Annotated in this window: 11 protein-coding genes and 1 tRNA gene; 9 read left to right on the top strand and 3 right to left on the bottom strand. The window is 39.7% G+C overall.

The window, feature by feature from the left end:
• Nucleotides 1-97 precede the first annotated feature (97 nt).
• From guaA to rimI, 4 genes are all read left to right on the top strand, one after another.
• Complete coding sequence (guaA, locus tag FLM47_RS12125) at nucleotides 98-1675, top strand: glutamine-hydrolyzing GMP synthase (protein WP_010387703.1); 1578 nt, start codon at nucleotides 98-100, stop codon at nucleotides 1673-1675.
• Between the two features lie 145 nt (nucleotides 1676-1820).
• Nucleotides 1821-1897: transfer RNA gene (locus FLM47_RS12120), tRNA-Trp, on the top strand.
• Nucleotides 1898-1962: 65 nt separating this feature from the next.
• Complete coding sequence (locus tag FLM47_RS12115) at nucleotides 1963-2247, top strand: hypothetical protein (protein ID WP_178956489.1); 285 nt, start codon at nucleotides 1963-1965, stop codon at nucleotides 2245-2247.
• Entirely contained in the window at nucleotides 2234-2698 is a 465-nt protein-coding gene (rimI, locus tag FLM47_RS12110) for a ribosomal protein S18-alanine N-acetyltransferase (protein ID WP_171039644.1), read from the top strand. The genes FLM47_RS12115 and rimI overlap by 14 nt, the downstream gene beginning before the upstream one ends.
• A gap of 3 nt (nucleotides 2699-2701) precedes the next feature.
• Here rimI and FLM47_RS12105 read toward each other — a convergent pair whose 3' ends face one another.
• Nucleotides 2702-5359 (bottom strand): ATP-binding protein, encoded by a 2658-nt coding sequence (locus FLM47_RS12105; protein ID WP_178956488.1) that lies wholly within the window; start codon nucleotides 5357-5359, stop codon nucleotides 2702-2704.
• Nucleotides 5360-5718: 359 nt separating this feature from the next.
• Here FLM47_RS12105 and prfC point away from each other — a divergent pair, with 359 nt between their 5' ends.
• The 4 genes from prfC to FLM47_RS12085 all read left to right on the top strand — a co-directional run bounded on the left by prfC (nucleotide 5719) and on the right by FLM47_RS12085 (nucleotide 10853).
• Nucleotides 5719-7308, top strand: a complete 1590-nt coding sequence (gene prfC / locus FLM47_RS12100) for a peptide chain release factor 3 (protein ID WP_010387708.1) — start codon at nucleotides 5719-5721, stop codon at nucleotides 7306-7308.
• A gap of 62 nt (nucleotides 7309-7370) precedes the next feature.
• Entirely contained in the window at nucleotides 7371-9113 is a 1743-nt protein-coding gene (argS, locus tag FLM47_RS12095) for an arginine--tRNA ligase (RefSeq protein WP_178956487.1), read from the top strand.
• A 320-nt stretch (nucleotides 9114-9433) separates the two neighbouring features.
• Entirely contained in the window at nucleotides 9434-10072 is a 639-nt protein-coding gene (pdxH, locus tag FLM47_RS12090; protein ID WP_178956486.1) for a pyridoxamine 5'-phosphate oxidase, read from the top strand.
• 13 nt (nucleotides 10073-10085) lie between these two features.
• Nucleotides 10086-10853 carry a TatD family hydrolase gene (locus tag FLM47_RS12085; protein WP_138608772.1) on the top strand — a complete coding sequence of 256 codons (768 nt, stop codon included), beginning with the start codon at nucleotides 10086-10088 and terminating at the stop codon, nucleotides 10851-10853.
• Here the strand turns inward: FLM47_RS12085 and FLM47_RS12080 are convergent.
• A complete protein-coding gene (locus FLM47_RS12080; protein ID WP_138608770.1) occupies nucleotides 10820-11440 on the bottom strand; it encodes an AhpA/YtjB family protein in 621 nt (206 codons plus the stop codon). The genes FLM47_RS12085 and FLM47_RS12080 overlap by 34 nt on opposite strands.
• 142 nt (nucleotides 11441-11582) lie before the next feature.
• On the opposite strand from FLM47_RS12080, the gene serB reads away from it, so the two are divergent.
• Complete coding sequence (serB, locus tag FLM47_RS12075) at nucleotides 11583-12608, top strand: phosphoserine phosphatase SerB (protein WP_178956485.1); 1026 nt, start codon at nucleotides 11583-11585, stop codon at nucleotides 12606-12608.
• Here serB and FLM47_RS12070 read toward each other — a convergent pair.
• Nucleotides 12605-15085, bottom strand: coding sequence for a PilZ domain-containing protein (locus FLM47_RS12070; protein ID WP_178956484.1), 2481 nt, complete (start codon nucleotides 15083-15085; stop codon nucleotides 12605-12607). The two genes, serB and FLM47_RS12070, sit on opposite strands and share 4 nt — an antisense overlap.
• Nucleotides 15086-15475 lie beyond the last annotated feature (390 nt).

The following is a 15475-nucleotide window of genomic DNA, read 5'->3' as shown; positions in this document are numbered from 1 at the left end:
TAACAACTTGAAATAAGTGGGCTAACCTTTGTTAGCCCTAATATAGTCACACAGCTTAAGCTGGTGGCGTTTAGCACCTGACTTTACGAGATACTTCATGAGCAAAGACATTCACGATTCACGAATCCTCATTTTAGATTTTGGTTCACAATACACGCAGTTAATTGCCCGTCGCGTACGCGAAATTGGTGTTTACTGTGAGCTTTGGGCTTGGGATGTAACCGAAGAGCAAATTCGCGAGTTTAACCCACAAGGTATTATCCTTTCAGGTGGCCCAGAATCAACTACGCTTGAAAACAGCCCGCGTGCTCCTGAGTATGTATTTAATGCTGGCGTACCCGTACTTGGTATTTGTTACGGTATGCAAACTATGGCAACGCAGCTTGGCGGCCGTGTACATAGCTCAGATAAAAAAGAATTTGGTTACGCACAAGTTGAAAAAGTGGGTAACTGTGCATTATTTGATGCAATTGAAGATCATATTACTGATGGCGGCAATGGCGTACTTGACGTGTGGATGAGCCACGGCGATAAAGTAATGGAAATTCCAGATACTTTTAAAACTACTGCTAAAACATCTACTTGTCCACATGCGGCAATGTCTAACGAAGAAAAACGTTTTTACGGCGTACAATTTCACCCAGAAGTAACACACACACATCAAGGTCAACGCTTATTAGAACGTTTTGCTATTGATATTTGTGGTTGTGAAAAATTATGGACGCCAGCAAAAATAATTGATGATGCTATTGAGCGTATCAAAGAAACCGTTGGCGACGACGAAGTTATTTTAGGCTTATCAGGCGGTGTAGATTCATCGGTTGTGGCGATGCTTATTCACCGCGCTATTGGTGAGCGACTAACCTGTGTATTTGTAGATAACGGGCTACTTCGTTTAAACGAAGGCCAACAAGTCATGGACATGTTTGGCAATAAGTTTGGTTTAAACATTGTAAAAGTAGATGCCGAAGATCAATTCTTAAATGACTTAGCAGGTAAATCAGACCCAGAAGATAAGCGTAAAGCCATTGGCCATACGTTTATTAACGTATTTGATGAGCAAGCTAAAAAGCTTAAAAACGCAAAATGGTTAGGCCAAGGTACAATTTACCCTGACGTAATCGAATCAGCGGCCTCAGCGACTGGTAAAGCGCACGTAATTAAATCGCACCATAATGTGGGCGGCTTACCAGATGATATGCAAATGGGCTTAGTAGAGCCATTACGTGAGTTATTTAAGGACGAAGTACGTAAAATTGGTTTAGAGCTAGGTTTACCGTACGACATGCTTTACCGTCACCCATTCCCAGGGCCAGGTTTAGGTGTGCGTGTACTTGGCGAAATCAAAAAAGAGTACTGTGATTTATTACGCCGCGCTGATGCTATTTTCATTGAAGAGCTTCACAAAGCAGAGCTTTACCATAAAGTAAGTCAAGCGTTTACTGTATTCTTACCGGTTAAGTCGGTAGGGGTTATGGGTGATGCACGTAAGTACGATTGGGTTGTTTCACTTCGTTGTGTAGAAACCATCGACTTTATGACTGCGCGTTGGTCACATTTACCGTATGAGTTCTTAGGTGTTGTTTCAAACCGCATCATTAATGAAATCGACGGTATTTCTCGTGTTGTTTACGATATTTCAGGTAAACCACCTGCCACTATCGAGTGGGAATAATCCTCCCATTGCTATAATTAAGTAATAACTAACGGCGAATTAGCATGCTAATTCGCCGTTTTGTTTATTTAAAAAGCAAACAAACCGAAAAGTTGAATTTTTACTTTACCTTTGTCAAAAGGTCTTTATAATTCATCGTCATTGCAGGGGCGTAGTTCCAATTGGTAGAACAGCGGTCTCCAAAACCGACGGTTGGGAGTTCGAATCTCTCCGCCCCTGCCATTTCTTCTTTACATCGTTTTGATTACTTCCTATATTATTCATCTTACTAATTCCATCGAGTCGTTATGCATTCACGTTACGCATCTGTTTTTGGTATAGAAAAGCTTGAACTTAATCAACACTTTCGCCCAGCTCAGTCAGAGCAGTCAGCTAATTCATCGTTAATACTCAGTGATACATTAAAAGATGATATTGAGCGTGCATTTGCGCCTGTAACAATTAACAAGATTGTTAAGTCATCAACTATTGAGTTTAATGAGCAACGATTAGGCTTGCCTGATTCCACCCTGTCCAGTGCACAAAAACGTGCGTTATGGGCATTAATGAGTGAACACCTTGATACACTTTAAGTCAGTTACCGATGAGAATATCAATGAGCTAATGGCCATTGAAACCACTTGCCACACACATCCTTGGACATTAAAAACGATGCAGTCGTGTTTGCAGGGCCGCTATTTTAATTTAGCCGCGTTCGACGACGAGCAAATGATAGGTTTTTACATTGGTGAAAAAGCAGGGCCCGATTTTACCTTAATGGATATTTGTGTTGCTCCGAGCTTTCAGGGGCAAGGGTTTGCTCAGCAGTTATTAACGCAGTTTATAGCTTATGGTGAGCAACACAGCGCTGAAAACTTATTTTTAGAAGTCCGCGAATCTAATACGCGGGCTATTGCTTTGTATGAACGTGCGGGCTTTATTGAAATGTCAGTACGTAAAAATTATTACCCCAGTGATGCACCCAATAAAAACGGCTTTGAAGACGCGATTTTAATGGGCATGGCACTGGGTTTAAATTTTTAACGATTACTTATTAGCGATGGCTTGCTCTATTGCAGCAATAAGTTCTGCTACGCACTTTTCTCTTTGTGGCATATCATTACCTTTTAAACTGTGTTCAACCGCTGAAGCGCTTTGGTAAATTTCATCAAAGTTAAAACAACCAGCGCTGCCCTTAATACTGTGGGCAAGGGCGCGTAGTGTCTCGCAATCTTGGCTGTTATATAGGGTTTTTATCTGTTGCAAATAATCTGGCAAACTTGCTAAATAGTTTGCGTTTATTTGCTGAAACTTTTCGCTCTTCAATAAGCTATCCCACTTATTTTGGTTATCACGCTCAAGGTGTAAATAGCTAACTAATACATTTTCTAGTGCGTCTTTATCAATAGGTTTTCCCAGCGCTTCATCACAGCCTGCTTCAAGGTAAGTATCAATATCATGATTCATCACATTCGCGGTTAGGGCGATAATTGGGCCATCGTAGGCTGCATCTCTAAGCATTTTAGTCGCTTCTAACCCACCCATAACCGGCATTTGCATATCCATGATTATAAGCTGGTAGTCGTTTACTAATGCCATTTCTACAGCTTGTGCACCATTGTTGGCTATATCGGGCTCTAATCCCCATGTTTGTAATAGCAATTTAATCAATAACTGATTATCGGGGTTATCTTCTGCGACCAAAATTTGTGCATCAAAGCTGTTGCTCGCAAAAGATAGCTGCGGATCCTTTTCTGGTGTTAGTTGAGAGTGTTCGGTTAATAATAAATTGCCGCCAAGGCTATTATTCAAATGGCAATCTATATCGATAGTAAAGCAACTACCCACGCCCACCTCACTGGTTACACTTACATCCCCACCTAACAATTGAGCCAAATTTTTTGATATACACAGCCCCAATCCCGTACCACCAAACCGACGTGTCGTTGTGGCATCGGCTTGCTCAAATGGCGTAAACAATCGATTAATTTGGTTTGACGACATACCAATGCCGGTATCTTCTATAACAAAGGTAAGCGTTTTTGGTGCTTGGTATTTAGCGGTTATAGTAACCTGACCTTGCTCAGTAAATTTAACCGCATTACTGGCAATATTAATGAGTATTTGCTTTAAGCGAGTAATATCACTATTAATAGTATGCGGTAGCGGAAGTGTATAATTAATTGTAAATGATAGCTGTTTCTCTTGTGCTAAAGGTTTAATGATTGATTCAACATCATGAATAAGCTGTACAACATTTAGCGGCGTTTTTTCAACCGCGAGTTTTTCGGCTTCAATTTTTGAAAGATCGAGAATATTATTAATAAGCTCTAACAAATGTTTTGAATTACGTAGAATAGTACCTAAATGGTGTTTGTCATTGGTTGCTTTTTCGCTGTGCAGTAGTTGCTCTGTAAATCCCATAATAGCTGTAAGCGGGGTGCGAATTTCATGACTCATATTGGCTAAAAAGCGGCTTTTAAGCTGGTTTGCTTGTTCTGCTTGGGCTATGGCGGTTTCAAGCTTGCTGTTCATCGATTCAAGCGCCTTAGTCCGGCTTTCTACTTTGTCTTCTAAGTGATGCTTATATTCTTCAAGTTGCTGTTGATAATGCTTAATTTGGTTAATCATGTGATTAAAGTCGTTAAACAGTATCCCTACTTCATCCGTAGTATAAGCAGGTAGTGTAACAGAGAGATCGCCATCACCAACGCGATGACTTGCTTCACCTAATAATTCTATTGGGTTAAGCAGTAAATTACGCACCACAATAAAAATTAAGATTGGGAGGGTGATCACAGAAATAATTACAATTAGCCCGGTGATCACACTAATTGCTTTACCCGATTGATATAACACCGCTTTAGGAATAGTCGACACATAATAGTAGCCGCCACTCATTTGGGCGGCAAAAATTAGTCGCTCTATTTTATCAACACTTGAAAGCTCAATAGTTGATAAGCTACCTATATCAGCTAGATCGTTAATTTTATTTAATTCATATTTAGTAACATAGTGGCCGCGCATTTTATAATCAGAGCTAAATAAAATTTTACCATCGCTGGCCAGTAATAAATTTAAGGTGTTGTTATAAGGCGCTTCTAAAATACTGGTGTTTAAAATAGAGGGGTCTACTTTAAGAATAATAAAGCCTAGCTGTTGTGGGCGTTTTAAATAATAGTCGACGCTATATATACGCTGTACAAAGTATAAATTGGTGGTGCCATCTTCTTTTTGCACCATAAACTGCTGCTGACTTAAATTACTTTGTTTTACTTGATCAAAAAATGGGTAGGATTTGGGCGCTACGGTTAAATTACTGGAGTAATAGGCGTCACTTTTACCGGTTTTTGAGACTAAGTTAATACTAATAATGTCAGGGTAGGCTTCACTGTAACTGGCAAATACGTCCATTAACGCGCCAAGGCGATAGGTATAGCTGGCGTCTTCAAATAAATCTTTAGCTAAAAAGTCACTTAGTACCGGTGAAGCAGAGAGTAACTTAGCCGTTGCATGAAAAGAATCGATATAGTTGAATACTTTTTGCTGCTGTTGTTCTACAAAGCGACTCATGATCAAGTCGGCTTGTTTTTGCGTGGAGTTGGTTACATTAGTGAGCGTAAAGCCCCCTAAAAATAACAACGGCAGTATAACCAGTGGAGTTATATACCATAATAATCGAATACTTAGCTTACTGGTTTTCATTACCCAACATCAAATCTTCCATGTAATTGACCAATAATATGATTTACAGCATTATTACTCAAGCTTGGTGTTAAGTTAGTGGGCAATTTATATCGATATTGTTAATAATAATTGGAAACACCAATATTAATCGCTTCATTAAAAAAGATCCGTTAATAACTAACCATTGATTGTTTATAGCGCCAAGATCAGCGAAAATAGTCTTCAATTACGATTAACTTAACGGATAGCATCACAAGAACTAATTTGGGTTCTTGTTGGGGTATGTTGAGCTTTAGAGGTTAGCTTGTTTTTAGCCTTAAAAGCTCAGCATACTAAAATATAAATACATCCGTATATCAACTAAAAGAACCTTTTTAATGGCAGACCAAAATCTCCTTAGCGAAATTAATAAACGCCGTACCTTTGCGATCATCTCGCATCCGGATGCGGGTAAAACCACTATCACTGAAAAAGTATTGTTATTCGGACAAGCAATTCAAAAAGCTGGAACGGTTAAAGGCCGTGGTTCTAATCAGCATGCTAAGTCGGATTGGATGGAAATGGAAAAAGAGCGTGGTATTTCTGTTACTACCTCTGTAATGCAATTTCCATATAACAATGCGTTAGTTAATTTACTTGATACCCCAGGACACGAAGACTTCTCTGAAGATACATACCGAACTTTAACCGCGGTAGATTCGTGTTTAATGGTCATTGATGCTGCTAAAGGTGTAGAAGAACGTACCCGTAAGCTAATGGAAGTAACACGCCTGCGTACCACGCCTATTGTTACCTTTATGAATAAATGTGACCGTGATATTCGCGACCCAATGGAACTACTCGATGAAGTAGAAACAGAGCTAAATATTGCCTGTGCACCTGTTACTTGGCCCATTGGCTGTGGTAAAGAGTTTAAAGGTGTTTACCATATCCATAACGAAGAGACCATTTTATATAAAACGGGTCAAGGTCACACTATTCAAGAAGTACGCAGCATTAAAGGGCTCGATAACCCTGAGCTTGACCAAGCCATTGGTGATGAACTTGCAGCGCAATTACGTGACGAGTTAGAGTTGGTTATTGGTGCATCACACGAATTTGATTTAGATCTATTCTTAGCGGGTGAGTTATCGCCTGTGTATTTTGGTACCGCACTTGGTAACTTTGGTGTAGATCATGTTTTAGATGGGTTAACTCAATGGGCGCCAACCCCATTACCACGTGAGACTGAAGATCGCCAAGTTGTAGCCACAGAAGAAAACTTCACTGGGTTTGTATTTAAAATTCAGGCTAACATGGATCCAAAGCACCGCGACCGTATTGCCTTTATGCGTATTGTATCGGGTAAATATAGCCAAGGCATGAAAATGAATCATGTGCGTATCGGTAAACAAGTTAGTATTTCTGATGCGGTAACCTTTATGGCGGGCGATCGTGAGCGTGCGGCTGATGCTTACGCTGGTGATATCATTGGATTACACAACCACGGTACGATTCAAATTGGTGATACTTTTACCCAAGGTGAAAAAATTAAGTTTAGCGGTATTCCAAACTTCGCCCCTGAACTGTTCCGCCGAATTCGCCTGCGCGATCCATTAAAACAAAAACAGTTATTAAAAGGGTTGGTACAGCTTTCAGAAGAGGGCGCAGTACAAGTATTCAGACCATTAATTAATAATGACTTAATTGTAGGTGCGGTAGGTGTGTTGCAGTTTGATGTGGTTGTAGCGCGTTTAAAAGCTGAGTACAACGTTGATGCAATTTACGAAAGCGTTAATGTAAATACAGCCCGCTGGGTTAGCTGTGATGATGTTAAAAAGTTTGAAGAGTTTAAGCGTAAGTGCGAAAGCAACTTAGCACTCGATGGTGGCGATAATTTAACTTACATCGCGCCGAGTCGTGTAAACCTTAATTTGTCGACTGAGCGTTACCCTGAAGTGACATTTAACCACACGCGTGAAAACTAGAACTGACCAACTAGAATTAACACAAAGCCTGCTTTGGCGGGCTTATAAAGGTAAATAATATAATGAATATTCGTACTATTTTAGTAGAAAAAGCCATTGCCGCTATGACCGCCGCAGGCCTACCAGAAGATACTAACCCAGCGGTTACGCAAAGCACACGTCCACAGTTTGGTGATTACCAAATTAATGGCGCGATGGGCGCAGCTAAAAAAATGAAAAGTAACCCACGTGAATTGGCGCAAAAAATTATTGATCAGTTAGATGTAAGCGACATTGCCGAAAAAACTGAAATTGCTGGCCCTGGTTTTATTAATATTCACTTAAAGCCTGAGTTTTTAGCACAAAGCGTACAAGCCGCTAATAACCACGCAAAACTTGCAGTAAACGAGCACCCCAAACCACAAAAAGTAGTGGTTGATTACTCATCGCCTAACCTTGCAAAAGAAATGCACGTAGGTCACTTACGCTCAACTATTATTGGTGATGCGGTAGTACGCGCACTTGAATTTAGAGGCGATACCGTTGTACGTCAAAATCACATGGGTGATTGGGGCACACAGTTTGGCATGTTGATTGCGCATTTAGAAGATCAAATTAACCAAGGTGTTGATTTAGACACTGTTGCGCTTGCTGACTTAGAAACCTTTTACCGCGATGCTAAAAAGCGTTTTGATGACGAAGAAGGCTTTGCCGATAAAGCACGTAACTACGTAGTTAAACTGCAAGGTGGCGACGCTCACTGTGAAAAACTGTGGAAACTATTTATTGCCACTTCAGTGAAGCACTCTGAAGAAGTATACAAGCGTTTAAATGTAACCCTTACGCCTGCCGATATTATGGCTGAAAGTGCTTATAACAGTGAACTTAACGATATTATTAGCCTATTAAAAGATAAAAATATTGCAGTAGAGTCGCAAGGCGCACAAGTGGTATTTTTAGATGAGCTGGCAAATAAAGACGGTGAGCCTTCAGCGTTTATCGTGCAAAAATCAGGTGGCGGCTTCTTATATGCAACCACAGATTTAGCCGCGTGTGATTACCGTTCAAACAAACTAGGCGCTGAGCGTATTTTAATATTTGTTGATGCGCGCCAGAGCCTTCACTTTAATCAAGTGGAGCTTACTGCGCGTAAAGCTGGTTTATTACGTGATGAAACCAGTTACGAGTTTTGCCCATTTGGCACCATGATGGGTGCTGATGGCAAACCATTTAAAACCCGTACAGGCGGCACGGTAAAATTAGCTGATTTACTTGAAGAGTCAATTACTCGCGCAGCAGCTAAACTCGCTGAGCGTGAATCAGATTTATCTGACGAAGACCGTAGTGAAATTGCACGTAAAGTGGGTATTGGCGCAGTTAAATATGCTGACCTTTCTAAGCATCGTACCAGCGATTACATCTTCAACTGGGACAGCATGCTAAGCTTTGAAGGCGCAACAGCCCCTTACTTACAATATGCGTATACGCGTGTTCGCAGTATTTTCCGTAAGTCAGGTGTTGATGCTGCAAGCTTAAAGGCTGATGTGAGCATTATTGAGCCGCAAGAGAAAACGCTCGCGCTTAAATTATTGCAGTTAGAAGAAGTTCTTGATCTGATGATCAATGAAGCCACACCGCACGTATTATGTGGTTACTTATACGAACTAGCTAGCCTATATATGACATTCTACGAAGCTTGCCCAGTACTTAAAGAGGGCGTAGAGCCAAGTGTTCGTGATAGTCGTTTAGTGTTGTGTAATTTAGTGGCAGATACGCTGCGCACAGGCTTAGATCTACTAGGTATCGAAGTCATGGAGCAAATGTAATCACCGTCGTATTTTAATCTAATACTGCGTTGTCCACTCGACTGACCCTAATCACATACAACTACGTATGCTCATAGGGATAAGTCGAGTGTCCGCCTTATCTTAGACTAAACTACTTAGGTGAGCGTCTGCTGCGTGTAGTTCGCTTTAGCTGCGTTGGTAAAATTATTTAGCCTAAGTCACATACAAACCGTATGCTCCTTGACATAAATAGTTTTACCGCCTTGCTAGCACGCCTACACTTGCAGATAATTTTATATTGACACTGTTCGGAATGTTCACCAATTTTGTAGCTGATAGCTTTTAAAGAAGGATTTGATATGAAACTCGAAGATATTCGTCGTGAATACCTGCAAGATGCGCTTAGTGAAGACAACTTGCTTGATGATCCGTTTAAGCAGTTTGAAACGTGGCTTGAGCATGCTGTTGGTAGTAACTTGCCTGATCCTACAGCAATGGTGGTCGCTACGGTCGATGAAACCGGTCAGCCTTCACAGCGTATTGTGTTGCTAAAGCATTTAGATGATAACGGTTTTGTGTTTTTTACTAATACCGGTTCACGTAAAGCGCAAGAACTAAAAGGCAATAACAAAATTTCCTTGCACTTTCCATGGCACCCTATGGATCGCCAAGTAATTGTGTATGGTGAAGCGCAGCCATTACCTACATCGGCTGTTGCTAAATACTTTTTATCTCGACCTAAAGAAAGTCAATTAGCCGCATGGGCGTCGCAACAAAGTCGTCCAATTTCGTCGCGTAAAGTGCTAATGGAAACCTTTACCAACATGAAAAACAAGTTCGCTAAAGGTGAAATTCCGCTCCCTGACTTTTGGGGCGGGTATTGTGTTGTGCCGCAAAAAATCGAGTTTTGGCAAGGCGGAGCGCATCGTTTACATGATCGCTTTATGTATCTGCGTCAAGCCGACAATAGCTGGCAAATAACCCGCTTAAACCCTTAGTTGGCTACTGGTTTTGCAATTTATAGACTCACACTGTCATCTCGATTTTAGTGAGTTTGATACAAATCGGGAATCGCTTATTAATGCCTGTGTAGCAAAGGGCATTAATCAATTTATTGTGCCAGGCATTAGCTTGGCGCAGTCTCAAAAACTACTCGAGTTTAAAGCAACCTACCCACAAATTAGAATAGCTGCAGGGCTACATCCTTATTTTTTAGAGCAACATCAGCAATCGCACTTAGAATCACTGTATAACTTTGCTAAAACAAACAAAACTCAGCTTGTGGCTATTGGGGAATGCGGGCTAGATCGCAGTATCGAAAACCTTGAAAAACAAACCTTTCTGTTTGAGCAACAAATAGCGCTTGCTAATGAGCTAGAGTTACCGCTGATTGTGCATCACAGACAAAGCCATGATTTAATAGCGCAATCGTTTAAGCGTTGTAAACCTAAGAATGGCGGTGTGATCCATGCTTTTTCAGGCTCAATACAACAAGCACAGTATTATATAAAAATGGGCTTTAAGCTTGGAGTGGGTGGGGTTATCACCTATGAGCGGGCTGCTAAAACTCGTGCGGTTGTAGCAAAGCTTGAGTCACAGCATTTAGTGCTGGAAACTGACTCACCTTCAATGCCGCTAAATGGTTATCAGGGAGAAATAAATACCCCATTGCATATTCCTAAGGTGTTTGATGCGCTCTATGCTTTAAAGTCAAATAGCGATAAATATCGATTAGCTGAGCAGCTTTATGATTCGTGCTCTGACGTTTTTTGTATATAACGATTTACTTGCCAGCGTTTTAACCCTCGGCCTAATTGCCAAGTAAAAATACAAGCAATCACTAGCATAAGTAATACTTGGCGGCCTAAATCGTGAAAATGATTATGGCTTGAAGATACCGCAGCACGCGTTAAATAGGTAATAGATACAAAGCCAATAGGGCGATTGTCGTCAGAAATAACTTGTTCAACAAACGGTGTTTTTAACTTACTAATGCCAGGCGATGAGTCTGGTAGTAAGCCATATACATGATGTGATTGCCAATTATCGCTGCTTGCAAGCACTACACCTTGTTTATCATAAATGGTGGCTGAAAGAACAAACTCATCTTTACTGATATTGTTGCACAAGGTGGTGAGCTGCGATTTGTTTTTCTCTATCAGCGGGTTTTTGGCATTCAGTGCCATAAACTGAGTGAGTGACTTGGCTGCACTATCAGCACTATCATATAGTAGTTGATGGCTTTGAAAGCTACTGTTTATTCCTACCCAGCTTAATAATACAAAGCAGCCAGCGGCCAATAATAAACGAATTAGACGCTTTTTTTGCGAGGCTGTAAGTGGATTTTTAAGATGGTTATTTTTCATAGTCACCGTTTATGCTGCTGACAGCATTTTGATTTGATGTTACAACTACACTATAACCCTAAATCCCCCCTGATGGCGAATTTTGTATCTCATATCCTTATTATCAATGAGCTAAATGTCAGGAAATATAAACGGAGATCCCATGTCGAACGCGAACATGGCACAGCAAAGCGCTGAGCTATTATCATCATCACTTATTCTTAATAAATGGTTTAGCTACCAACAAGGTGTTTTTACACCACTAAATACAACACCAAACAGAAACCACGGGTTATTTAGTATTGCCTTTGGCGGTGATTTTAATATTCAGCATATTAATAGCATTATTGAGTTCTTTGCGGCTCACCAGCAAAAAGTAACGGCTATTTGTCAATATCAGCCAGATTTAGGGTTATCTCCGGCATTATGTTTTTATATAGAAAATGCAGAGCGTGTAATAAATCCACTTGAACTTCAAACTTTTGCAAATACCTTGGCGTGTCAGTTAGTGCAAGTAACCTGTCCCCCTGATTTACAAAAACCTGGGTTATTAGTAATGGATATGGATTCAACAGCCATTACTATTGAGTGTATTGATGAAATTGCACGCTTGGCGAATGTATATGACGAGGTTGCCAGCGTGACCGCGCAGGCAATGGCAGGCAAGCTTGATTTTAGTGAAAGCTTATATCAGCGTGTTGCTAAGCTTGAAGGCATTGAAAAGAGTTTAATTGATGAGCTTAAAAGTACACTGCCTTTAATGCCCGGTATTAAAGCGTTATGCCAAATTTTAAAACACCATGATTGGTATTTAGCGATTGCATCGGGCGGTTTTGTGCCGTTTGCTGAGCGAGTACAGGAGCTGATTAATTTAGATGAAGTGCATGCCAATGTGCTTGAATTTAAAGACGATAAACTAACAGGTAAAGTGTTAGGTGGGATTGTTGATGCTGAGCAAAAAGCGGTTGTTTTAAACTCGCTACAACAAAAGCTGGGGCTTGAAAAATGCCAAACGGTTGCCATTGGCGATGGCGCAAACGATTTAAAAATGATGGCTCAAGCTGGCTTAGGCGTTGCTGTACATGGTAAACCAAAAGTAGTTGAGCAAGCCCAAGCAGCTATTTGCCAAGGCTCGTTATTGCAACTGTTATATATGCTGGCGGTTCCGCTAAACACATCAAAGGTTTAACGTAAACGATTTAACCAGATGAGCTTTCGTCTAGACATTTGCTCAACCTGTTGTTGGTTGAGCGCTAAATGCTCAAGCGCTTCATCACTGACATCAATAATATCGCCAACACCTGATACAGACCACAAAGCATCCTCTAAGTCTTTGGCCTTGTGAATTGCGTATTGGCTGACGTATTTTAGCTCGTTTGCTAGGTAGTCAGTATCGAGTCGACCAGTGCGTGAAATATATAAACGCATTATAAAAATCAGCTCAGATTTAAGCCCTTTTCTTACTTGCTGTTTAAACTCGCTGCAGTCAGTACCTAAAACACATTGGCTGGTAATAGCATCCGCTATATTATCTTTTTTAGGATCAAAGTTAATTATTAAACTAAACTCTAATGGCGGATCTTGGCGGGTACGCTCTTTAATATTAGGGGTGATCACATCAATAATATGCGCTTTAGTAATAATATCCGATAAGTCTGTTTTAGCATTTAATAAGGAAAAATTTTGCAAAATAATATGCAGTGGGCTTGGATATAAACCAAATCCCATAGCGCCAATTTCAAAATGCGCCATTGATTTATGTAAATAAATCGGAAACTGGCAAAGCGTTTTGGTTACCATATTTCTAAGTGCTGTAGAAAGCCCGGGTACTTTAGGTGATTCTTCTGCTACTTTTAATTTTTGTTTATTGCTACTTATTAAAAGAGTAAAAAAATCGACCCCAGTATGAGATGAGCCTTTATCTACATACGCTTTCAAATTAATGGTAGTCAGCGATTTACTCACAGCCATTACTTCATATTGAATAAGATTTAATGAATAGTTTTTAGTAATTTTTTGCAAATCAGGAAATGATAACGAAACAATATCGCCTTTTTTAAAGTTCACTTCTTGATTGCACTCTAGCTGTAAGCCAAATATTGAAAAATCACGGGTATGCCCATGTAATACCGCATCACGAGTATTAATCACAACATTAGTTTTGTATAAATAGCGTTTATTAGAGCGAAGATTTACATACTCTAGAGGCACAGTATTAAGTTCCGGTGGCGATGCGTGCTTACTGTGGCCAAAATATTTCAATTTATTGGCTAAGGCTTTATCAAATTCATATTGTTGATAATGTTGTTGTTCATGCTCATTACCAACTTGGGTAAGTAGCATTAAATACTTAACGTCTTTTATTGCGCCTTCAACACGTGGTGAAGGTGGTTTATTTAGTTTTTCAATATCTTTGCCTAAAGAGTTAGGTAAAGATAAAGGAATATAAGCATCTTCAGTATGACTCGGCATTAGTTGTAATTTAAAGCAGCGCCAACTGTCTCTTCGGCTACCAAAACCAAAAAATAACGCTTTTAATTTTGCTTGTTGCTCAAGCTCTGAGCGAGTGGCTGAGTAATAATAAATTTTTCCTGCAGAGACATGGGTAAAGGTATACAAATACTCTTCTTTTACTGCAATCGGTTTTAGCGCCAAGGTACGAATACGCTTATGATTTAACACATTGTAAAGGCATGATTTTTTGCGTTCATCAGTAAAATAACGCTGAATAAATAAACTGTTTTCAGTAGTTAAGCTCAGGCTAGGATAATAAACGCCGTTTTGCTGGCTAATAAAAACATATAAAGAATTAACCCTAGGTATATAATATTGTTCATACCCTTTAGAAATAACTGCATCGAGGGTGTTATCTAAATTCACTTTATAACGGCGTTTATTGCCATGAATAAAGCTTTCTAAAAAACGATCAAACGCGCTGTTATTTTCTTCAAATGTACGCTTCAAGCGGATATGATTAAATTCTTCTGAGGTGTTTTCTATTGCAACGACTTCATATTTAACGCCACTTTTGAGGCCAAGCTGAAAATCTTGCTCTAAGCCTACTAGGTGCATATTTATAAGCTGACCTTTTTTTAAGCGATAGCGCGACGCTAACTTAATTTTACAGCCACTGATTGAAATATCAGAGGTACTTGCATCGATTTTTGCTTGTCCGTCATACTCAATAGTAATTTTAATTGAGTAATTCATCCGCTCTTCACTGCGATTTTCATAAGCTGCAAATTTAATTACATCGGTAGACAATTCGCGCGATGATTCAATTTCTTTAGGTGGGGTAGTCGTTGATTTTTGTTGTAATACGCGATAATTATTTTCGGTATTCATTACCGCTTCGTATACTGCAAGAGTGTAATCTTTATGTTGTTTTATAGCCGCTTCAAATACTTCAATAGCGGTGTCATCCATAAAGTGCTGCTTGCCTTTGTATTCATAAGGTTTTACTTGACCAGTGACTAAACTACGCAGATCAATAAAACGGTCTATCGGCTGAGATAAACGCGACATTTCCATTTTTATTAAAAACTGCTCGGGTTTAGTTAACTCGGCGGTTTTTGTCTTGAAAATGAGATCAAATTTAGGATTTCCTAAATACTGTTTTAATTCATCTACAAGCGCTTCATGCTTAAGCAATACGTCATCAGCCATTTATAAATCGTCACCGTCTAATTTAAAAAGTAGGTATACTGTTACAATTCTTTATTAGAATATTTAATAAATCGAATCTCGCAAAGCCGCCAAATGCGGCCATAATACTATGCGTAACTATACTTTGTTTTTAACCTGAACTCCGGATAATAAATCCATCTCAAGCAGCTATTTTCAGCGCTAACTGCGTTGAGTTTACTTGCAATAGGCTAGCTATTGACGCGTAATTTCGCCTTGTTTTCACTAAAAATCTCTAGCTAGAGAAAAATAAGCACAAATATCTATTTTGACTCAATATGTTAGTAAATATCTTAACCAGAGTTCAGGTTATTTATTGTTATTCTCTAATAGCCAATTAATTGGCAAGGGTTAATTAGTTTTTTAAAGCAA

This window comes from Pseudoalteromonas sp. Scap06, assembly GCF_013394165.1.
Lineage (GTDB): Bacteria > Pseudomonadota > Gammaproteobacteria > Enterobacterales > Alteromonadaceae > Pseudoalteromonas.
Note: the sequence above shows the minus strand (reverse complement) of the source record. Positions and strands in the feature narration are given on the sequence as shown.

Excerpts from the sequence above, each read along its gene's own strand:
- guaA (WP_010387703.1), top strand. The coding sequence starts at position 98 with ATGAGCAAAGACATTCACGATTCACGAATCCTCATTTTAGATTTTGGT.
- FLM47_RS12115 (WP_178956489.1), top strand. The coding sequence starts at position 1,963 with ATGCATTCACGTTACGCATCTGTTTTTGGTATAGAAAAGCTTGAACTT.
- FLM47_RS12105 (WP_178956488.1), bottom strand. The coding sequence starts at position 5,359 with ATGAAAACCAGTAAGCTAAGTATTCGATTATTATGGTATATAACTCCA.
- prfC (WP_010387708.1), top strand. The coding sequence starts at position 5,719 with ATGGCAGACCAAAATCTCCTTAGCGAAATTAATAAACGCCGTACCTTT.
- argS (WP_178956487.1), top strand. The coding sequence starts at position 7,371 with ATGAATATTCGTACTATTTTAGTAGAAAAAGCCATTGCCGCTATGACC.
- pdxH (WP_178956486.1), top strand. The coding sequence starts at position 9,434 with ATGAAACTCGAAGATATTCGTCGTGAATACCTGCAAGATGCGCTTAGT.
- FLM47_RS12080 (WP_138608770.1), bottom strand. The coding sequence starts at position 11,440 with ATGAAAAATAACCATCTTAAAAATCCACTTACAGCCTCGCAAAAAAAG.
- serB (WP_178956485.1), top strand. The coding sequence starts at position 11,583 with ATGTCGAACGCGAACATGGCACAGCAAAGCGCTGAGCTATTATCATCA.
- FLM47_RS12070 (WP_178956484.1), bottom strand. The coding sequence starts at position 15,085 with ATGGCTGATGACGTATTGCTTAAGCATGAAGCGCTTGTAGATGAATTA.